Origin of the sequence: Nonomuraea sp. NPDC049152 (assembly GCF_040648355.1) — a bacterium.
Classification (GTDB): domain Bacteria; phylum Actinomycetota; class Actinomycetes; order Streptosporangiales; family Streptosporangiaceae; genus Nonomuraea.
In genome coordinates, this window is record NZ_JBEZDO010000009.1 from 123,584 (window position 1) to 143,045 (window position 19,462).

The 19,462-nt window shown below is 71.0% G+C and carries 15 protein-coding genes; 9 read left to right on the plus strand and 6 right to left on the minus strand.

Translation table 11 applies throughout. From position 1 onward, the window contains the following. Positions 1-82: 82 nt before the first annotated feature. The gene (locus AB0B45_RS18600) at positions 83-1,324 is read right to left on the minus strand and encodes an acyltransferase (protein WP_358131928.1); all 1,242 of its coding nucleotides are present in this window, start codon (positions 1,322-1,324) and stop codon (positions 83-85) included. A gap of 181 nt (positions 1,325-1,505) precedes the next feature. On the opposite strand from AB0B45_RS18600, the gene AB0B45_RS18605 reads away from it, so the two are divergent. Beyond that, on the plus strand, positions 1,506-2,753 hold the full coding sequence (locus AB0B45_RS18605) for a sensor domain-containing protein (RefSeq protein ID WP_358131930.1): 1,248 nt from the start codon (positions 1,506-1,508) through the stop codon (positions 2,751-2,753). Continuing rightward, the gene (locus AB0B45_RS18610) at positions 2,744-3,391 is read left to right on the plus strand and encodes a response regulator transcription factor (RefSeq protein ID WP_358131932.1); all 648 of its coding nucleotides are present in this window, start codon (positions 2,744-2,746) and stop codon (positions 3,389-3,391) included. Before AB0B45_RS18605 ends, AB0B45_RS18610 begins: the two co-directional genes overlap by 10 nt. A gap of 80 nt (positions 3,392-3,471) precedes the next feature. Here AB0B45_RS18610 and mihF read toward each other — a convergent pair whose 3' ends face one another. From mihF to AB0B45_RS18625, 3 genes are all read right to left on the minus strand, one after another. Continuing rightward, positions 3,472-3,780, minus strand: a complete 309-nt coding sequence (gene mihF, locus AB0B45_RS18615; protein ID WP_183659676.1) for an integration host factor, actinobacterial type — start codon at positions 3,778-3,780, stop codon at positions 3,472-3,474. 102 nt (positions 3,781-3,882) lie between these two features. Next, entirely contained in the window at positions 3,883-4,305 is a 423-nt protein-coding gene (locus tag AB0B45_RS18620) for a heme-binding protein (RefSeq protein WP_358131934.1), read from the minus strand. A gap of 54 nt (positions 4,306-4,359) precedes the next feature. Next, positions 4,360-5,523 (minus strand): ROK family protein, encoded by a 1,164-nt coding sequence (locus AB0B45_RS18625; protein ID WP_358131936.1) that lies wholly within the window; start codon positions 5,521-5,523, stop codon positions 4,360-4,362. 23 nt (positions 5,524-5,546) lie between these two features. Here AB0B45_RS18625 and AB0B45_RS18630 point away from each other — a divergent pair, with 23 nt between their 5' ends. Together AB0B45_RS18630 and AB0B45_RS18635 are read left to right on the plus strand one after the other, a co-directional pair. Next, entirely contained in the window at positions 5,547-6,722 is a 1,176-nt protein-coding gene (locus AB0B45_RS18630; protein WP_358131938.1) for an MFS transporter, read from the plus strand. 34 nt (positions 6,723-6,756) lie between these two features. Beyond that, positions 6,757-7,746, plus strand: coding sequence for a phosphotransferase (locus tag AB0B45_RS18635; RefSeq protein WP_358131939.1), 990 nt, complete (start codon positions 6,757-6,759; stop codon positions 7,744-7,746). A gap of 53 nt (positions 7,747-7,799) precedes the next feature. Here the strand turns inward: AB0B45_RS18635 and AB0B45_RS18640 are convergent, their stop codons facing one another. Then, positions 7,800-12,959 (minus strand): DNRLRE domain-containing protein, encoded by a 5,160-nt coding sequence (locus AB0B45_RS18640; protein WP_358131941.1) that lies wholly within the window; start codon positions 12,957-12,959, stop codon positions 7,800-7,802. Positions 12,960-13,036: 77 nt separating this feature from the next. After that, on the minus strand, positions 13,037-13,996 hold the full coding sequence (locus AB0B45_RS18645) for a hypothetical protein (RefSeq protein ID WP_358131943.1): 960 nt from the start codon (positions 13,994-13,996) through the stop codon (positions 13,037-13,039). Between the two features lie 376 nt (positions 13,997-14,372). Here AB0B45_RS18645 and AB0B45_RS18650 point away from each other — a divergent pair, with 376 nt between their 5' ends. From AB0B45_RS18650 to AB0B45_RS18670, 5 genes are read left to right on the plus strand one after another with little or no spacing between them, the layout of a single operon-like run. Beyond that, a complete protein-coding gene (locus tag AB0B45_RS18650) occupies positions 14,373-15,464 on the plus strand; it encodes a LacI family DNA-binding transcriptional regulator (protein WP_358131944.1) in 1,092 nt (363 codons plus the stop codon). Next, positions 15,461-16,372, plus strand: coding sequence for a sugar ABC transporter permease (locus AB0B45_RS18655; protein WP_358131946.1), 912 nt, complete (start codon positions 15,461-15,463; stop codon positions 16,370-16,372). Before AB0B45_RS18650 ends, AB0B45_RS18655 begins: the two co-directional genes overlap by 4 nt. Then, complete coding sequence (locus AB0B45_RS18660) at positions 16,369-17,187, plus strand: carbohydrate ABC transporter permease (protein WP_358131948.1); 819 nt, start codon at positions 16,369-16,371, stop codon at positions 17,185-17,187. The genes AB0B45_RS18655 and AB0B45_RS18660 overlap by 4 nt, the downstream gene beginning before the upstream one ends. 9 nt (positions 17,188-17,196) lie before the next feature. Beyond that, entirely contained in the window at positions 17,197-18,513 is a 1,317-nt protein-coding gene (locus tag AB0B45_RS18665; RefSeq protein ID WP_358131950.1) for a sugar ABC transporter substrate-binding protein, read from the plus strand. Continuing rightward, the gene (locus AB0B45_RS18670) at positions 18,510-19,454 is read left to right on the plus strand and encodes an ADP-ribosylglycohydrolase family protein (RefSeq protein ID WP_358131952.1); all 945 of its coding nucleotides are present in this window, start codon (positions 18,510-18,512) and stop codon (positions 19,452-19,454) included. The genes AB0B45_RS18665 and AB0B45_RS18670 overlap by 4 nt, the downstream gene beginning before the upstream one ends. The last annotated feature ends 8 nt before the right edge of the window (positions 19,455-19,462 follow it).

Consider the following 19,462-nt stretch of genomic DNA (forward strand, 5'->3'; position numbering starts at 1 on the left):
CCGGTTAACGAGACCTGGTCAGAACCGCCCACGGGATGTGGTGAGGAACGTGCCGAGAGGGGACAGAGGGTGCCTTTTCCGGTCAGAACCGCGCACGGGGCGCGGTCAGGAGCAGCCCGGCGGCGATGGCGAGCGTGGACAGGACCGGCGCGCCTCCCTGCGCGAACCCGAAGGCGGTCAGTCCCAGCAGGCCGCCGCCGACCAGCGCCGCCGACACCAGCGAGCTCCTCCACGTGGCCATCCCGTACGGCAGCGCCGGCGGCTCCTCGAACCTGGCGAACGCCCGCAGCAGCGGCCAGATGACCAGGCAGAGCCCCCCGAACCACACCGGCCAGCCCAGCAGCCAGCCGAGACCGCCCGGCGCGGGAGTGTCGATCCCGAGCCCGACGACCACCACGCCGCTCACCGCGAACAGCGCGGGCATGTGCCACAGGTACACGGTCATCATCCGGGGACCCGCCCACGCCACCAGCCGCTCGGTGCGCAGCCGCATGATCCACGGCCGCAGCAGCGTGACCAGGCCGATCTGGCCGATCCCCACGCCCAGCATGGCGAGCGTGGGCGGCGCCATGTTCGACATCTCGGCGCCGGGCAGCCCGATCATGCTGCCGGGGTAGGGCCCGAAGGCCACCAGCAGCGCGGCCGCGCCGAACCCGGCCGGCGCCAGCAGCCCGGGACGGCCGAGCCTGCGGTCGACGTAGAAGAAGCCCAGCTGGTGGACGGCCAGCCACACGAAGCCGATGTTGAGGTAGCCGATCACATCGAAGCCGGAGGTGAACCTGACCAGGTCGGTGGCCACGGCGCCCGCGATCAGGACGGCGGGCACCCGCCATCCGTGCCTGGCGTGCGTCCTGAGCATCAGCGGCGTCGCGGTGACGGCGATCAGGTAGACGACCAGGAACCACAGCAGCTGCCCCGTCAGCCGCGAGCCCACCTCCAGCGGCTGCCCCGGCACCCCGAACGTCGCCAGGATGTGCGGGAAGGGGATCCACACCGCCGCCAGCGGCAGCACCGGCCAGGCCAGCCGCCGCAGCCGTACGGCCAGCCACGCGGGCGCCGTGCCGGGAGCGCGGCGGAAGCTGATCGCGTTGGCCGCGCCGCCCGCGAAGAACACCAGCGGCATGACCTGGCTGATCCAGGTGACCACCCACACTCCCGGGGTGGACAGCGCGTTGCCCGTGGTCAGGCGGACGCCGTCGTAGCCCAGCACCGGGATCGTCCAGTGCTGGAGCACCACCAGGGCCATCCCCGCCAGCCGCAGGACGTCGATGAAGGAGTCCCTGGTCGTGGTGCGTACGGCTGGGCGTTCGAGCAGGACGGTCATGGGGGAGCCTCGATTCGGAAGGTGGTGACTCAAGGCTTCCGTCCAGGACCGTCCAGCACAGTGACGCGGTCCGCCCTCTTGTGGTCAAGATCGCACTACCCCGGATGGTAGGGCTGGCCCTACCCCTTGAGACCTGCCCGCAGGGGCGAGGCGGGACCTGCGAGACTCGTAGCGTGATGCCATGCGCTCCCTGATGAGACGTGTCCTGCTCGACACGCGCTACCTCCTGGTCGGTTTCCCTACCGCCGTCCTCGCCTTCGTCCTGCTCATCGCCGGATTCGCGGCGGGACTCGGCACCGTGGTCGTGTGGATCGGCATCCCGATCCTCTGCGGCACGCTGCTGGTCGCCAGAGGCTTCGCCGACGTGGAGCGCGGCTGGCTGTCCGACGTGCTCAGCCGCCCTGCCATCAGGCCGCGCTACAAGGACGCCCCCGCGGGGGCGGGCCGCTTCCGCCGCATCGTGAACCCCCTGACGGCCGGCCAGTCGTGGCTCGACCTGATGCACGGCATCATCAACTTCCCCATCGCCATCGTCACCTTCGTGGTGACGGTGGTGTTCTGGGCGATCCCGATCGCGGGCCTGTCCTACCCGCTCTACGGCTGGATCACCTCGCGCATCCCCGACAACACGGAGCTTCCCGAGTTGCTGGGGCTGGGCGACGGCTACCTGGTCAACTCGGCCTTCTACGTCTCACTCGGTCTGCTCGGCGCGTTCGTCATGCCGTTCATGGTCAGGGGCGCGGCGCTGCTGCGCGCGGGACTCGGCAGGGCCCTGCTGACCAGCGTCGCCGAGCTGCAGGAGCGCATCGACGACCTGGCCCAGGGGCGAGCGGCGGCCGTGTCGGCCGAGGCCGACGCGCTGCGCAGGCTGGAGCGCGACATCCACGACGGCCCCCAGCAGCGCCTGGTGTCGCTCGCGATGGAGCTGTCCAGGGCCCAGCGCCAGCTGAAGAAGGATCCGCAGGCCGCCCACGCGACGATCGCCGAGGCCATCACCGCCACCCGCGAGACGCTGGACGAGCTGCGCGCGCTCTCGCGCGGCATCGCGCCGCCGATCCTGGCCGACAGGGGCCTGGCGCCCGCGCTGGCCGCCCTGGCGGGCAGGTGCACGGTGCCCGTCGAGCTCGACGTGCAGACCGCCGAGCGCTACGTCGCCGCGGTGGAGAACACGGTCTACTACGTCGTCGCCGAGTCGCTGACCAACCTCGCCAAGCACAGCCGCGCCACGACCTGCTCGGTCCAGCTCAGCCGTACGGGGAACACGCTCTTGCTGACAATCGGGGATGATGGCGTCGGCGGCGCACACGTCGCCAAGGGACACGGTCTGGCAGGGCTGGCCGACCGGCTTCGCGCAGTCGACGGCGAGCTGGTCGTGGACTCCCCTGTGGGCGGGCCGACAGTGATCGTGGCGGAGGTGCCGTGCGGGTAGTCGTGGCCGATGACGCGGTCCTGATCAGGGAGGGCCTGATCAGGCTGCTGGAAGAGTTCGGCTGCGAGGTGGTGGCGGCGGTCGGCGATGGTGAGGCGCTCGTCGAAGCCGTGGCCTCGTTCAAGCCGGACGTGTCGGTGGTCGACGTGCGGATGCCGCCGTCCTTCACCGACGAGGGCCTGCGCGCGGCGGTGCAGGCGCGCGGCCGGGTGCCGGGGGCGCCCGTGCTGATCCTGTCGCAGTACGTCGAGGTCTCCTACGCCGACGATCTGCTGGCCGACGCCCGTGGCGCGGTCGGCTACCTGTTGAAGGACAGGGTCGTGGACGTCGACGAGTTCATGGAGGGGCTGCGGCGCGTCGCCTCGGGCGGCACGGTCTTCGATCCCCAGGTGGTGGCCCAGCTGATGGTGCGCAGGCGCAGGGACGATCCGCTGGCACAGCTGACCCCGCGCGAGCGGGAGGTGCTCGGCCTGATGGCGGAGGGGAAGTCGAATCCCGCCATCGGCAGGGACCTGGTGATCAGCGACGGAGCCGTGGAGAAGCACATCAGGAGCATCTTCTCCAAGCTCGGCCTCTACGCCGACGACGGCGACCAGCATCGAAGGGTGCTGGCCGTGCTGGCGTACCTGAGGGGCTGAGGGGCTGAGGGGTGAGCGCCTGGGAGCCTCGGAGAGGCTGAGGCGCGCGGCCGGTCCTGGTGGACCGGCCGCGAGGGGACTCAGGCCCCGAGCGCGTCCACCAGCTTCTTGCGCTGCTGGGCGCCCAGGCCGCCGAGACGACGCTTCTCGTCGACGCCGGCCTCCTCCATGAGCGCGGTGGCCTTGGCGGGCCCGACGCCCTTGACGGCGCGCAGCGCCTGCGAGACCTTGATCTTCTTGGCGATGTCGTCGTCGCGCTCCAGCAGGTCGGCGAAGGTCAGCTCACCGGCCTTGACCTTCGCGAGCAGAGCGGTGCGGGCGGCGCGGGCCTCCGCGGCCTTCTCCAGCGCCGCCTTGCGCTGCTCCGGGGTAAGAGTGGGAAGTGCCATCTCGATCTCTCCTCGGGGAGTAATGCTTCGGGACTTTGTTACCCGTGGTGTCGCGGCTAATCATGGCGGATGCCAGCGGTTCGTGTTGCGGAAAGCCGCCGCTCAGCCGGTGCGCCAGACCGAAGCGGCCGCCTCGGCGCACGCCACGTCCTGCGCGACGGTGCCTCCGCTGACCCCCACACCGCCGACCACGCGTTCTCCTTCACCGTAGTCCGCCCATAGGGGGATGCCCCCTCCGAAGCACACGAACCTGTCGCCCGCGAGGCCGTACAACTCGCCTCCCGGAGCGGTCAGCGGAGCCAGGTCCGCGGTCGAGATCCGGTTGGCCACCGAGGTGTAGGCCTTGCCCGGAGCCAGGACAGGACCGGCGATTTCGGCTCCTTCCATGCGCTGGAAGCTCACCAGGTGGCCGCCCGCGTCGACGACGGCGACGGACACGAGCGCGCCCTCCCTCGACGCCTGCCTGATCGCCGCCTCGCACATCCGTAACGCGATCTCCAGCCCCACTGTGTCCCGAAATTTCATGAACACATGGGTATCGTCCGATGCGTCCTCATTGCAAGATCATCGTGGTTTCTGTCACATTTCGTGCTTCGGGCGTGTCGCGCGCCAGAAATCGAGCCCCTCGCGGGTCAGGAAGGCGTCAAACACCGACTCCATCGCCCCGATGAGCGGGCCCCTGTCGGCCAGCGCGGAAGCCAGGATCGCCGGCGGACGCCGCCTGCGCATCTCCATGAGCGCCTCGTCGCAGGAGCGCCGCAGCGTCTCGCCCACCAGTGCGACACCCAGGCCCGACACCGTGACCGTGCCGGGGTCGAGGGCGTTGACGAGCGCGCCGATGCCCTTGCCGAGCGCCCTGGCGTTCGCCTCGATCGCCGCCACCGCCGCCCGATCCCCTTCGGCGGCCGCGGCGACGATGCGTTCGGCCTGCTCCCTGCCCCTGCCGCGGCCCGCTTCGAGCCCCACGTGCCTGAGCAGGGAGTTGCGGCCGACCGCCAGGCTGAGGCACCCGCGCGCGCCGCAGGGGCACGGCTCGTCGCCGCCGGTCAGCGGCATGTGGCCGAACTCGCCCGCCGTACCGCCCGATCCCGCGAGCGGGCGGCCCTCGATCAGCAGGGCGCCGCCCGGGTCGAAGTCGACGTGGACGTGCAGGCCCACGTCGACGCCGCGCAGGTGGCCGCGGCGGGCCTCGGCCAGGCCCGCGAGCCTGGCGTCGTTGCCGACCCTCAGCGGCACCTCGCCGAGCGCGAGCGCCGCGGCCACGTCGACGTCGACCCAGTCCAGGTGGGAGATGTCGAGCAGCCCGTCCGCGCGCACGGGGCCCGCGGCCGACAGTCCCACGCCCACCACCCTGGGCCCGAGCCGCTCGCGCAGCGCCGCGCCCAGCGAATGCAGCGCGTCACCGGGCGTGCCGTCGTGCCCTCGGGTGGCGAGCACGGTCGAGCCGCCGCCCAGCTCGCACGCCGCAAGCGTCCACGTGTCCTCGCGCAGGTCGGCGGCCAGGGCCAGCGGGCCGTTCGGATGCGGTCCGGGCAGCCGCGTGGGGCGGCCCCTGGCGTGCTCCTTCGGCGGGGACTCCTGGAGCAGCTCGTCCTCGACCAGCCCGGCCACCAGCACCGAGGCCGTGCCGCGCGCCAGCTCCAGATCGCGCGTCAGCTGCGATCTCGTACGGCCGGCCGCGCCGTCGTGCACCGCGCGCAGCAGTCCGAGGCGGTTGTGCGCGCGCAGGTCTCCCACATCCATGGAAGTCAGTTTATGCTCTAGCCGTGAACAAAAGAGCGCGTATCGGTGTGTTCGGCTTCTTCTTCCTCTGCGGTCTCGTCATGGGCATGTGGGCCGCGGGCCTACCCACCCTGAACGAACGGCTCGCCCTCGGGCCGGAGAAGCTCGGCTTCGCCCTGCTGCTGGTGTCGTTGGGCGCGCTGGTGTCGATGCTCGCGGCGGGCCGGATCGTGGACCGGCTGACCAGCAGGACGGTGTGCTGGTTCGCCGGCCCGCTGTCGGCGGTGGTGCTGCTCGGCCCCGCGCTGGCGCCCTCCTACCCGGTGCTGATGGTCACGGCGGTCGTCTTCGGCCTGGGCCTCGGTGTGATCGAGGTGGCGATGAACGTCCACTCGGTCGAGGTCGAGCACGCCTACGGCAGGCCGATCATCTCGGCCTTCCACGGCACGTGGAGCCTGGGCGGCGCGACGGGCGGCGCGCTCACCGCCCTCGGGCTCAAGCTCGGCGTGGACGGGCAGGCGTTGCTGATCGGCGCAGCCGTCGTCGTGCCGTTCCTGTATCTGCCCGCCGTGCGCCTGCTGCTGCCCGGACGGCCCGCGACCGCCTCGGCGGATACGGGCGGCGGCATGGGCGCGATGCGCTGGGGGCTGGTGGCCCTGCTCGGCCTGGTCGCCTTCGCCGGGCACCTGAGCGAGGGCGCGGCCATCGACTGGGCGGCCCTGCACGCGCGGCTGGTGCTCAACACCGACCCCGCAGCGGCGCCCCTCGCCTACACGGTGTTCTCCATCGCGATGACCTCGGTCAGGCTGCTCGGCGACCCGATCAGGGCCAGGTTCGGGCCCGTGCGCACGATCCAGCTCGCGGGCGTGTTCGCCACCGCCGGATACCTGCTGGTGCTCTTCGTGCCCACTGTCGTCGGCGCCTGGGTGGGCTGGGCGCTCGCCGGCATCGGCCTGGCCACCGTGGTGCCCGTCGTCTTCAGCGCCGTGGGCGCGGCCGGCGGGGCCGTGGGACGGGCGCTGTCGCTGGTGACCGCGTTCGGATACTCGGGGCTGCTGGTCGGGCCCGCCATCCTCGGCTTCGTGACGGAGAGGTCGTCGCTGCCCGTCGCGCTGATCATCCCCGCCGTGCTTGCGGCGGTGGTGGGCCTGGCGGGCGCCCCCGCGATCCGCGCGATCACCGCGGCCCCCGAGCCCGAGCCCGTGCCCGTCGGCCGCTGACCGGCCACCCGCGGGCTGCGTGGACAATGGGCCGGTGGAACTACACGATCTCTCGGCCGGTGACGGCGTGCTCGAACGCGTCGGCGAGGTGGCGCGGGCGGCGCTGGAGCGCTACGAGGTGTCACCCGCCGCCACCGTCACGCTGATCAACGTCTCGGAGAACGCCACCTTCCGCGTGGACGACCCCGAGACGGGAGGGCGGTCGATCCTGCGGGTGCACAGGCTCGGTTACCACGCCGCGGCCGCGATCGGCTCGGAGCTGGACTGGCTGGAGGCACTCAGGAGGCAGGAGGGCGTCCGCACCCCGGGCGTGATCGAGTCGGCCGACGGCGCACGGGTGGTCCAGGCGGGCGGCAGGAACGTCGTGATGTTCGAGTTCCTGCCGGGCGCCGAACCGCGAGAGGACCGCCTGGTCGACGGGTTCAAACAGCTCGGCGCGGTGACCGCGCGCATGCACAGGCACGCCGTACGGTGGCGGCGGCCCGAGGGGTTCACCAGGTTCGCGTGGGACTGGGACGCCGCCTTCGGCGCGGAGTCCCGATGGGGACGATGGCAGGACGGCGTCGGCGTCGACGACGAGGCCCACGCCGTTCTGACGCGCCTGGAGCGCCGGCTGCGCGAGCGGATCGCGCGTTACGGCCGCTCGCCCGGGCGGTTCGGGCTGATCCACGCCGACATGCGCCTGGCCAACCTCCTCGACGACGGCGGAGCCGAACCCAGCGTCATCGACTTCGACGACTGCGGGTTCGGGTGGCACGTCTACGACCTGGCCGCCGCGCTCAGTTTCATCGAGCACGAGCCCGTGGTGCCCGAGCTCGTCGACTCGTGGCTGGACGGCTACCGCAGCGAGGAGCCCTTCGGAGCGGAGGACGAGCGCGAGATCTGGACGTTCATCCTGTTCAGGAGGCTTCTGCTGGTGGCGTGGATCGGGTCGCACCAGGGGGTGGACATCGCCAGGGAGCTCGGCGCCGGATACACCAGGGGCGCCTGCGACCTCGCCGACCGCTACCTCACCTCGGCCTGACGCCGCAGGGCCAGGGGCCCCGCGCGCCGCAAGGGACGCGCGGGGCCGGTGCCTCACCCCAGGTACGGCCGCTGCAGGAATCGGCCGAGCGCCGGGTCGTACAGGCGGGTGCCCATGAGCACCGTGCCGCCCAGCGCGGCGGAGACGAACCTGCCGCCGAGCCAGCCGTACCTGCGCGACCGGGAGGCGACGCCGAACTCGTCGAAGCCCAGGACCGTCGCCGCCCCGGAGTCGAGGTCGAGCTCGGTGGCGACGTCGCCGTGCAGGGTGGTCAGCTGCACACGCACCGCGCCCGTCGCCGAGGTGAGCGCCGCCAGCTCGTCGCCGATCCCTGTGACGTTCCTGACGATCGACCCGCCCTCGGCCAGCCAGCGCGGCCACTCACCCTCCGCGCCGTAGTGGTGCACGGTCACCGCGCCCGTCCCTGTCGTCTCCGACCTGACCCTGCCCATCGGGTCGCGCGCCCAGCTGAGCGTCTGGTCGCCCGCGGTCTGCTTCGACGGGGCGCCGTCGTCGAAGTAGTCCACCGTCCTTCCGCCCGGCAGGCTCGTCGTACGGCCGAGCCCGTCGTAGCCGTATCCGTCTCCGGCCAGGCGGCCGTCCGCGTAGGTGTAGCCGGTGATCGCGGAGGCCGCGTCGTCGGCCTGCGGACAATCCTCCTCGGAGCTCTGCACGGCCAGCCGCGTCCTGTTGCTCTGGCCGTCGTAGGAGTAACGGCGCAGCGAGCACACCGGGAAGGCGATCTCCCGCACCGAGGTGAGCCTGCCCGCCCCGTCGTAGCCGAGGGCGCGGTCGGTCATCGTGTCGGTGCGCAGCTGGAGGACCGGCTGCCCGTGGACGGAGAGCCCGGCCTGGTCGATCAGCACGGGACCCTCCACCCCGTCACGGGTGTAGACGCGGGCGAACGGCTGCCCGATCTCGTCGAACAGTCCCGCGAGCCGCAGGCCGCCCGGCAGCTCACCGGCCACCATGCGGCCCTCGTCGTCGTAGCGGGCGGTGAAGAGGCCGGCCACCGAGTCGGTGACCGAGGTGAGCAGGCCGCGCGGTTCCACCGCGTGGTCGTAGGCGTAGACGGTGGTCGAAGGCGCCGAGTCGCTCACCTTGGCCATGCGGTCGAGGTCGTCGTACTCGGTGCGGGTCACCGCCCCTTCCGCGTCGGTGTGGGAGATGAGGCGGCCGAGCCTGTCGTAGGCGGAGACGACCTTCGCGTCCGCCTGCCTTCGCTCGATCACCCTGCCGTTGCCCTGGTCGTAGCCGAGCTGCCGCGCTCCGATCGCGAGAGGCCGCCCCGCGCCGTCGCGCCTGATGACGGTGACGGAGGCCCCTTCCGTGATCGTGTCGATCTCGCCCAGAGCGGTGTAGGTGAAGGTCTTGTCGCCATCCCTGCAGGTCAGCCCCGCCCATTCGGGACGGCCGCCGCACTCGCCACCGCCGCCGGCGGTGAAGGGCACCGCCCTGTCGACGGTCCTGGTGACGGCCTGGCCGCCGGGGTCCAGGACGGTCCGCACCGGCAGCGCGCTGCCCCAGTCGTAGACCGTGGCGGTGGTGCGCACGTCGGCGTCGGGCATGGACTCCCGTCCGACGATCCTGGCTCCCTTCCTGACCGTGGTCGGCAGGTCCCTGGCCAAGGCGTCGCCCGGCCGCTGCTCGTCGTAGGCGAGCACGGTGTGCGTTCTGGCCCCGATGGCGAAACCGGCGGGCAGATCCTCGTTGATCTCGGCCTCGAGGTTGACGATGTGGACAGGGCCGAGCTCCTCCAGCTTCCTGCGGCCGGACGGATCGTAGAGTGCGCGGGTCGACAGCAGTTCGGCGCGCTCGGCGGGACTGTAGCCGGAGATGCCCAGCTCGCCGAGGCGGTAGTCGGTGTCGGGCCGCTGCGACAGCTCCCTGTTGCCCGCGGTGAGCTCGCGGACGGCATGCCCGAAGCGGTCGTACTCGGCGGCGCTCAGGCGTCCGCCTGGCACCAGGGTGTCGACGGCTCGGCCCGCCTCGTCCAGGTAGGTGACCGTGGCCCTGGTCCACGATCCCGGTCGCTGGTCGGGCGGGAGCAGCGCGGTGGCGGTGACGGGGGCCGCCTTCTGCCCCCAGGCCGCGACGTGCCCGGCCGCCACGTCGGCGGGGCCGCCCGCGGCCCGGTCGAGCGGCACGCCGTACACGACGGTGGTGGTGGCCTGTCCCGCCACCTGGTCGGCGGTGCCCGGCTTGAGCGTGGCGCGGGTGACCGACAGCAGGCGGCCTTCCGCGTCGTAGCGGGGCGTCCACGGCAGTTCGCCCGGCGGGGTGAGCGAGGCCAGGCGGCCTGCGGCGTCGTAGCCGTACAGGGTCTTGAGCGGGGGGCTGATCCGGGGATCCCACACCTCGGCCAGCCGTCCCGAGGCGTCGTAGGCGTACTGGGCGATCGCCAGGCCCTTGAAGCTCAGCGTGATGACCCGGCCGTCCGCGCCGTAGGTCAGGTCGAGCCTGCGCCCCGCCTGGCCGAGCGCCGTCAGCCTGACCTGGCCGCCCACCGTCTCGTACGCGTGCTCCGCCGGAAGGTGGAGGCCGCCCTGCCTGGCCAAGACGGTCGCGTGGCCCCGGGAGTCGGTGAGGGTGTAGGAGCCGGTGAGCGTGAGGTCCTCGGCGCCGGGTTCGGGCCGCCAGCCGTCGCCGCTTCTGGTGAACTGGACCGGCCTGCCCTCCTGGGTGATCACTTCGACCGACGTCGGGGAGGTCTCCCGCAGGGAGGCGATGGCCACCGGCCACTCCCTGCCGAAGGGAGTGAGCGGGCCGCTCCTGCCACGGGAGCCGTGGACCCTGGTGATCGCCAGACCGAAGGGGCCGCCCTCGGCCGCCCGCAGCCGGTAGTCGCCGGTCAGCAGGTTGACCTCGCCGGGACCCACCTCCGCCCTGGCGGCCGCCGAGGCCGAACCGTCGGAGACGACCGTCACGGAGGCACTCTCGGCGGCGTTGCCGAAGACCACCGCGCGGACCTGGACGGCGGCGTCGCCCAGCTGCGCGCCCACGTCCCAGACCAGCCCGGACAGGCGGCCGGGAGCGGCCACCGGCCAGGCGGTCAGCGGCTTGCCGTCGGCGCCGAGCACGTGCGCGACGGGGATGTCGGCCCAGGCGTCGCCGTCGGCTCTGCGGTACTGGAACGTGGCCTGGGTGAACCCGGTACCCGACACGGCCAGCGGGAGCTTGCCCGCAGTACGCTGCCCGTCCTTCGGCGAGGTGAGCACGGCCACGGAGGCGCCGGCGCCCACGTTGAAGGCGTAGGCCGTCGTCGGAGAGGCGTTGCCCGCCTTGTCGAGAGTGTGGACGCTCAGGGTGTGCGGGCCCGTGGTCGGGGGCGTCACCTTCGCGGTGACGGCCGCGCCCGTGGTGAGCACCTTGGTCACGGCCCCGTCGTCGAGCTTGTAGGCGAGCCAGCCGGTGTCGGAGTCGGCGGGGGTGAGCGTGAAGGCGCCCGGCTTGCCTGCGTCGCCGTACCAGCCGCCGTCGGCGGGGTAGTCGGCCGAGGCCGCCTTGGGCGCGGGGGGCTTGACGGTGTCGACGGTGAAGTTCGCGCTCTGGTACGCCTTGGAGGACAGGGAGCCGTCGTTGGCCCAGGAGCGGATCGTGTACGTCCTGCCGTTGACCAGCTTCCCCGCGGGCACGGTGGCGGAGGAGAAGCCGTTGCTGGCCACGTAGCCGCCGTAGAGGTTGTCGACGACCAGGCTGGAGCCGTCATAGACGTCGAACAGTCCCCGCGTGTTCCCCTTGTCGGGGTCGCGCACATGATTGCGCAGCTGCGGTGTCAGGGTGTTGGTCCACTGCGTGCCCGAGTAGTCGCTGAAGGGCGAGACCCACGTCGAGACCGGCGTTTCGGGGTAGGAGTTGTAGGTCACCGAGATGTACGGGACTCCCGAGGAGGCGTTGCCGGAGTTGAATCGCTTCCAGGCGAACTCGTCGGACTCGTTGGCGGCACGCAGCCCCATGCCCGATTCCGTGTACGCCTTGTCCGCCCACATCTGGACCAGCGAGGTGACGTTGGCGCTCACCCAGCCGTTGGCACAGCTGCCCCAGCCCTTCGTCTCCGACGAGGTGGCGTAGCGGGCGGCCATCGTGGGTCCTGGCCACCGGGAGGAGGTCGAGGCGCGGTTGGCCGACCAGACCTCCCACGCCCTGGCGTTGCAGGACCAGGAGTGGTGGTTCCACAGCTTCAGCGACGCCGAGAGGATCTTCTTGCCCGCGATGCCGGGCGTCTTCCACGTGATGAAGGATCTGGCGACCTGACCGCTGCCGTTGTTGCCGATCTTCAGTTCGGTCGCGCCCGACTGGTCGGTGCCGTAGCCCTGCTGCACGAAGGTGTCGAAGACCTGGCCGAGGTTGAGCGAGGGGTCGACGGTGACCGGATAGCGCGTGGCCGGGTCGTCGAGGAAGGCGGGGTCGGGGGTGAGGACGAGGTCCTGGCCCGACAGCTTCATGGCCACGGGCGCCCGGTTCAGATGATCGCCCGAGTTCGGGTGCGTCCGCGCGTCCCACATGACAGGGGCGGGGATGGTGACGGAGACCTTGCCCTTGCGGTCCACCAGCTCGACACCTCCGTCACCGGACCGGCGGGCCGTCATCCCCGGCGCCCTGAGCCGCAGCGTGTACGACAGCGGTGCGGCAGGACGCCGCTTGAGCAGCAGGAACTGCTCGGCGCCCGTCCTGGTCGCGGTCACCACCAGGTCGGCGCCAGGAAGCACCTCCGGATAGGTGGCGCTCTCCCCCCGCAGCTGCGGCGTGGGCAGTGCGTTCTTCCACCCCATGGTGACCTTGGACTCGCCCTCGCCCACCGTGATGAGGTCCCCGCTCCCGACACCGAGAGTGAGCCCGCGGCGGTGGCCCCTGGCCGCGATCTGCCCGGCGGCGTTCGGGGCGAGAGCGATGTCCACAGGCGCCCAGACCCCGTCGCGGCGGAATCGGATCGGGCCGGCGAAGCTGTCGACGGTGGTCGAGCCGTCGGGGTTGGCATAGGTGGTGGTGGTCTCCGTGCGGGCCGATTCGATCTCGACCCGCCGGCCGTTCAGCCGGGCGGTCAGGTTGGCGGAGGCCTCGTCGGGCGCCGTCGTCGGTCGGGTCGTCGTCGGGATGGGGGGTGGCGCCGCCGCGGCCGGAGAGGCCAGCGGGGCGAACGGGGCGAGGGGGACCAGGGGGAGGAGGGCGAGCGCGAGACCGCCGGCGACCGCCCGCGGCGTGATGGCAAGCATGGGTGCTCCGGAAGCGGACGTAGGGCGACGCCCCCGTCGCTGGGACGGGGGCGCCGGACAAGCGGGGGAGAGAAGGGCTACCTGGTCGAGCAGCTCTGCTTGCGCACCTCACCCCAGGTGATCGGCCCGGGCCACTGTGCCCGGATGGCGAAACACTGGTTCTTCTGGGCGGCTTCACGGATCTTGTAGATGAACGAGGCGATGCCGGTCACGACCGCCACCTTGCAGATCAGCTTGGCGCGCTTCTCCTTGATCTTGTCGCAGACGTACTTGAGCACCTCGGCGCCGGCGGCCGCGCCGCCGTACAGCCAGGCGCTGTGGATCCTCTTGGTCACGGTCCGCGAGAAGATGACCCTGCACATGGCCTTCCACCAGGTGCACTGCAGCTTCAGCGCCGGGTCGGCGACCACGGGGTAGGCGGCGCCCGCGTGGTTGACGGTCTGGATCAGCGTCATGCCCTCGACGCGGTAGGTCGTGGGAACAGGGTTGCCGTTGGCGTCCTTGGCCCAGGGGGCGTCGATCTCGCCGAGGTAGACCTCCTCGTTGTAGATCAACACCGTCTGGCCGTCCTCGTCGAGCTCCAGCGTGCTGTTCTCCGGAGCGCTGATCGGGAAGCGGAACTCGGTCGGCGCCGAGGAGTCCTTGATCACGGTCAGCACGCGGGCCACCTGGCCGGTGCGGTTGTGGGCGAAGGCGACGCTCGGCTGCTTGGCGGCGTAGGTGACCAGGCCGGGTAGCGGCTGGTTGCCGCCGCCCACGGCGTCGGGGGTGCCCATGCTGATGTCGGAGTCGCTCACCGTCGCCGTGAGCGCGGTGTCGGGGGTGGTGGAGGCCGCGAAGGGCTTCTGCGTGTTGCCTTCGGGGATCTCCGTCGGCGGCGTGGTCCTGGCCTCCTCGACGATCTCGGGGACGACCTGGGTGAGGGCGGCGAGGGCGGGGTCGTCGGCGGCGAGTGCCGGGACTCCGGACAGGCCGGCCGAGCTGAGGGCGAGACATGCCGTGACGATGACGGCGAGTGCACGAGTGCCGATCCGCATGAATGTCCTTCCGCATGCGATGAGGGGGGTGTGCACAAACGCCGCAAACGTAAGGATCATGGCTGTCCGTCAGAGTGATCTTGGATGGCCGGGCGGTAAACGTTTCCCATCCAGAGTGATCACTCGGTCGGCGGGCCGATGGGCTGAGCGGGATCCTGCTGACCCGGCGGCGCATGACCTCCCCGGTGCCACCCGCCGGGTTCCGCGATCTCTGGACCCGCGCCTGTTCAAGCCATCCACGCCTGACCGGGCGTTGACCTCGTGTTACGTGATCGTGACTTGACCCTCGAAGTTACGTGCATGTTTCATGGGCCCAGCACGGTAAACGTTTACAGCGAGTTTGCTGTAAACGTTTTCACTTGAGAAGGGGGGAGCCTTGGCCGAAGGACCCACGATCAACACGATCGCCGAACGGGCCGGGGTGTCGATCGCCTCCGTCTCGCGGGTGCTCAACGGCCTGCCCACCCGGCAGGAGACCGTCCGCAAGGTGCTGACCGCGGCGGAGGAGCTCGGCTACGTGCGCAACGCCGTGGCAAGGAGCCTCAAGTCGCGCCGCACCCACCAGGTCGCCTTCGCCATGGCCGACATCGGCAACCCCGTCTACCTGGCGATGGTGCGTCAGATCCAGCCCGTGCTGAAGGCGGCGGGATACCGGCTCGTCCTGCACTCCACCGACGCCATCGTGGCCGACGAGATCGACGTGCTGCACAGCCTCGGCGAGCGTTACGTCGACGGGCTGATCATGAGCCCGCTGCGCGTCACCGACGAGCACCTGAAGATGATCGCGACCGCGCGGGCGCCTGTCGTCATCATCGGTTCCGTCCCGGACGGCACGCGGGTCGACAACGTCAGGGCCGACTCGCGCACCGGCGTCAGGCTCGCCATCGATCATCTTCATGCGCTCGGCCGCCGCAGGATCGGTTTCCTCAACGGCCCGCTCGACACGGTGCCAGGCGCGGCGCGCGCCGCCGCCTACAGGGAGGCGCTGAAGGAGCGCGGCCTGCCGTACGACGAGGGGATCGTCGAGGTGGGCGACTTCTACCGGGCCGCTGGGGCGCGCGCCGCGCGGGCCCTGCTCGACCGGGCGGCCGGGGTGGACGCGCTGATGTGCGCCAACGACCTGATCGCGCTCGGCGCCCTCGACGTGCTGCGCGCGGCGGGGCTGCGGGTGCCCGAGGACGTGGCGGTGGTCGGCATGGACGACACCGACCTGGCCGCCGCCTCCTGGCCGTCGCTGACCAGCGTCTCGCTGGGCTCGGCGGAACGCGGCAAGGCCGCCGCCGAGCTGCTGCTCGACCGGCTCAACGACATGGACAGGGAGCCGCGGCTGGTCACGGTGCCGCCCGTGCTCGTCGTCCGGGCGTCCACGGCGGGCGAGGCCGCCGCGGGACCGGTTCCCGTCCGGCAGGCGGTACCCGTGCAAACCGCACCACAGTCGTCACCACAGTCGAAGGGAGGCACGCCATGACGGCGGTCGCGGCCAGACCCCCGCGCACCTCGCCGAACCCGCGCCGCAAGGTCCGCTCGAGGCAGGGCCGCGAGACGCTGCTGCTGATGCTCCCCGCGCTGGTGCCGGTGCTGCTGTTCAGCGTCGGCCCGCTGCTGTACGGCATCGGCCTGGCCTTCACCGACGCGCGAGCGGGCCGCAACGCGGTCTACGAGTTCGTGGGCCCGCAGAACTTCATCGACCTGCTGTCGGACGCCGACTTCTGGTCCTCCTTCAGGATCGGCCTGATCTGGGCGGTCTCGGTCACGGGCCTGCAGTTCCTGCTCTCGCTCGGCCTGGCCATCCTGCTGAACCAGAACCTGCGGTTCAGGGGCCTGGCCAGGGTCCTCGCGGTCGTGCCGTGGGCGATGCCGCCCGTGGTGATCGGCCTGATGTGGCGCCTGGTCTACCACCCCGACGCGGGCATTCTCAACAGCATGCTCGGCACCGACGTCGACTGGCTCGCCGACTTCTCGCTGGCGCTGCCCGCCGTGATCGTGATGGGCGTCTGGAGCGGCATGCCGCAGACCACCGTGGTTCTCCTGGCAGGGCTCCAGGGCGTGCCGAAGGAGCTGTACGAGGCGGTCGAGGTCGACGGCGCGGGCACCTGGCGGAGGTTCTGGAACATCACACTGCCGCAGCTGCGGCCCGTGATCGTGGCCATCACCTCGCTCGACTTCGTGTGGAACATCAACCAGTTCAGCCTCGTCTACGTGCTGACCCAGGGCGGTCCTGGAGGTCAGACACGGCTGCCGATGCTCTTCGCCTACGAGCAGGCCTTCCGCTACGGCTTCTTCGGCTACGCGGCGGCGCTGGGCGTGGCGACCATGATCGTCGTGCTCGCGGTGCTCGGCGTCTATCTCTGGCGGCAGATGAGGGAGGCGTCATGAAGCAGATCCCGAAGTACGCCGCGCTCCTGGCCTACATGATCTTCCTGGTGTTCCCGCTGGTCTGGCTGCTGTCGACGGCGTTCAAGACGCCGCAGGAGATGGCCAACCTGAACCCGGCGTGGATCCCGCGCGAGCCGACCCTGAGCAACTTCGAGGCCGCCTTCACCGAGCAGGACCTGGTGGGCGCGGGCGTGCGCAGTCTCATCGTGGCCTTGTGCAGCGCGGTGCTCACCGTGGTCGTCGCCCTGCCCGCGGCCTACGCCATCGCCCGCTACCGCAGTCTGGTCAGCAAGATCGCGGTCGGGTGGGTGCTGGTCAGCCAGGTCTTCCCGTTCATCCTGATCATCATCCCGCTCTTCATGGTGTTGCGGAACCTCGATCTGGTGAGCACGCTGCCCGGCCTGATCATCGTGCATGTGACGTTCACGCTGCCGTTCGCACTCTGGATGCTGCAGGGCTACGTGCGGGCGGTGCCACCCGAACTGGAGGAAGCCGCCTCCGTCGACGGCGCCGGACGCGTGCGCTCGATCGTGAGCGTGGTGGCGCCGCTCCTGGCCCCCGGCGTGGTGGCCACCTTGTTGTTCTCGTTCATCTCGTCGTGGAACGAGTTCCTCTTCGCGCTCGTGGTCCTCAAGGACCCCGACGTGATGACATTGCCACTCACTCTGGTCCGCTTCACCGGGCCAGAGGGAGTGTCCAGGCTGGGTCCGCTGGCCGCCGCATCGGTCGTGGCGACGATCCCCAGCCTGATCTTCTTCGCAATCATCCAGCGACGGCTGAGGTCCGGCCTCATGGCCGGAGCGGTCAAGGGCTAGGAGGCTCTTATGCGTATCAAATCCGCTTTGGCAGTCGCGGCGATCGTCGCCATGGCGGCCGCGTGCGGCTCCGGCGGTGGCGGCGAGGCCGCCGAGCCCGCCAAGTCTGGTGGCGAGCCGGTGAAGCTGAACTTCCTCAGCCTGGCCTGGCAGAAGGAGTCCGTGGCCGCCAACAAGGAGATCGTGGACGCCTGGAACAAGGCCAACCCGACCATCCAGGTCACCTACGTCCAGGGCAGCTGGGACAACGTCAACGACCAGCTCGTCACCTCCTTCGAGGGTGGCGACGCGCCCGACGTCATCCACGACGACTCGCCCGCGCTGTCCGGCTTCGCCTCGCGCGGCTACCTGCTGGACCTGAAGGACAAGGTGCCCGCCGAGCTGAAGAGCGACATCCCTCAGTCGGCGTGGGACACCGTCACCTTCGACGACGGCAAGGGCAACCAGGGCGTGTACGGCGTGCCGTTCCTGCAGGAGTCGCAGGTCATCATCGCCAACAAGAAGCTGCTCGACGCCGCGAAGGTGCGCGTGCCCACCGTGGACGCCCCCTGGACCTGGGACGAGTTCGCCGAGGTCAGCAAGAAGCTGACCAAGGGCGAGACGTTCGGCGTGGCGTGGCCGATGAAGTCGCCTGTCAACAAGACGCTCAACCTGGCGCTCAACTTCAACGGCACCTTCTTCCAGACCGGCGCCGACGGCAAGACCACGGTCAAGGTCGGAGCCGAGGAGAAGCAGGTGCTGCAGCGCATCCACGACCAGCTCTACAAGGACAAGTCGGCCGACCCCTCGGCGCTCGGCATGGGCACCGCCGACCCGCTGCCCGGCTTCTTCGGCGGCAAGTACGCGCTGCTGCCCGTCGGCGTCTACCTGCGCCAGCAGGTAGTGGAGCAGGCTCCCGACGGCTTCGAGTGGGTCACGCTTCCCCCGCTGAAGGGCGACACCGCCAACCAGGGCGCGGTCTCCCAGACCCTGTCGGTCTCGGCCGACAGCAAGCACCCCGAGGCGTCCATCAAGTTCATGTCGTTCTTCCTGAACGGCCCGAACCAGGCCAAGCTCGCCAAGGGCGACTGGCTGCTGCCGACCTCGCAGAAGGCCGCCGCCGACCCGTCGATCACCACGAAGGAGAACGGCTGGGACGTGGCCACCGCCTCGGCGCAGAACCTGGTCGTCGCGCCGTTCCTCAAGGTCAACGGCTTCGACGAGTGGAAGAGCAAGGTGGCCACCCCCACCCTGCAGCAGTACTACGCCGACAAGATCACCCTTGACGAGGCGGCGGCGAAGCTGGTCGAGGAGGGCAACAAGGTGCTGGAGCGGTACTCCTCGTGACCCTGACGCAGGAGCGCGCCCGGGGGTGTCTGCTCGGCCTCGCGGCCGGCGACGCCCTCGGGGCGCCCGCCGAGAACATGGAACCCGCCCAGATCGCCGCCAGGTGGGGCAGGCTCACCGAGATCGAGGGCGGCGGCACCGACGACACCGAGTACGCCATCTTCGCCGCTTCCCTTCTGATACGGCACGGCCACGAGCTGACCTGCGACGACGTCGCCGACGCCTACCGCAGGGAGATCATCCCCTCGGTGCTCGGCCCCATGAAGGGCGCCGGCTTCTCCGAGCTCGGCACCGTCCAGGCGCTCAGGCGAGGCCTCGAACCGCCCATGACCGGGATGATCCACTCGCACGGCTGGTCCGACGGCCTGGCGATGAGGGCGGCGCCGTACGGGATCTTCTGTCCAGGCGACCCGGCGGAGGCGGCGCGGCTGATCGAGCAGGACGGCCTGGTCAGCGGCGAGGGAGAGGGCATCAACGGCGGCATGGCGGTCGCCGCCGCCGTGGCGGCCGCGATGGCGGGAGCCTTGCCGGAGGAGGCGGTCGACGCGGGACTGGCCGCGATCCCCGAAGACTCGTGGACCGCGCGCACCATCACCAGGGCCCGCCCGCTCAGGGACTCACCTGAGAAGCTGCACGAGGCCGTGGTCATCAGGCACTACCCGTGGACCGATCTCGCACCCGAGGCCGTGGCGCTGGCCTTCGCCGCCTACCTGCACGGTGAGGGCGAGGTGGAGGAGTCGGTGACCTACGCGGTCAGCCTCGGCCGCGACGCCGACACCATCGGCGCCATCGCGGGCGCGCTTTCGGGCGCGGGACAGGGTGAGGGCGGCGTGCCGGCCAGGTGGGCCGAGCGCATCGGCCCCGCCACAGGCAAGTGCCTGCCGGTGGTGGCGGGCAGGCACGTGCTCGACGTCGCGGACGAGCTGGCGAGAGGACTCTAGGACACCAC

Bases quoted from the DNA above. Each gene is read 5' to 3' on its own strand.
- AB0B45_RS18600 (WP_358131928.1), bottom strand. From the start codon at position 1,324: ATGACCGTCCTGCTCGAACGCCCAGCCGTACGCACCACGACCAGGGAC.
- AB0B45_RS18605 (WP_358131930.1), top strand. From the start codon at position 1,506: ATGCGCTCCCTGATGAGACGTGTCCTGCTCGACACGCGCTACCTCCTG.
- mihF (WP_183659676.1), bottom strand. From the start codon at position 3,780: ATGGCACTTCCCACTCTTACCCCGGAGCAGCGCAAGGCGGCGCTGGAG.
- AB0B45_RS18620 (WP_358131934.1), bottom strand. From the start codon at position 4,305: ATGAAATTTCGGGACACAGTGGGGCTGGAGATCGCGTTACGGATGTGC.
- AB0B45_RS18625 (WP_358131936.1), bottom strand. From the start codon at position 5,523: ATGGATGTGGGAGACCTGCGCGCGCACAACCGCCTCGGACTGCTGCGC.
- AB0B45_RS18640 (WP_358131941.1), bottom strand. From the start codon at position 12,959: ATGCTTGCCATCACGCCGCGGGCGGTCGCCGGCGGTCTCGCGCTCGCC.
- AB0B45_RS18645 (WP_358131943.1), bottom strand. From the start codon at position 13,996: ATGCGGATCGGCACTCGTGCACTCGCCGTCATCGTCACGGCATGTCTC.
- AB0B45_RS18655 (WP_358131946.1), top strand. From the start codon at position 15,461: ATGACGGCGGTCGCGGCCAGACCCCCGCGCACCTCGCCGAACCCGCGC.
- AB0B45_RS18660 (WP_358131948.1), top strand. From the start codon at position 16,369: ATGAAGCAGATCCCGAAGTACGCCGCGCTCCTGGCCTACATGATCTTC.
- AB0B45_RS18665 (WP_358131950.1), top strand. From the start codon at position 17,197: ATGCGTATCAAATCCGCTTTGGCAGTCGCGGCGATCGTCGCCATGGCG.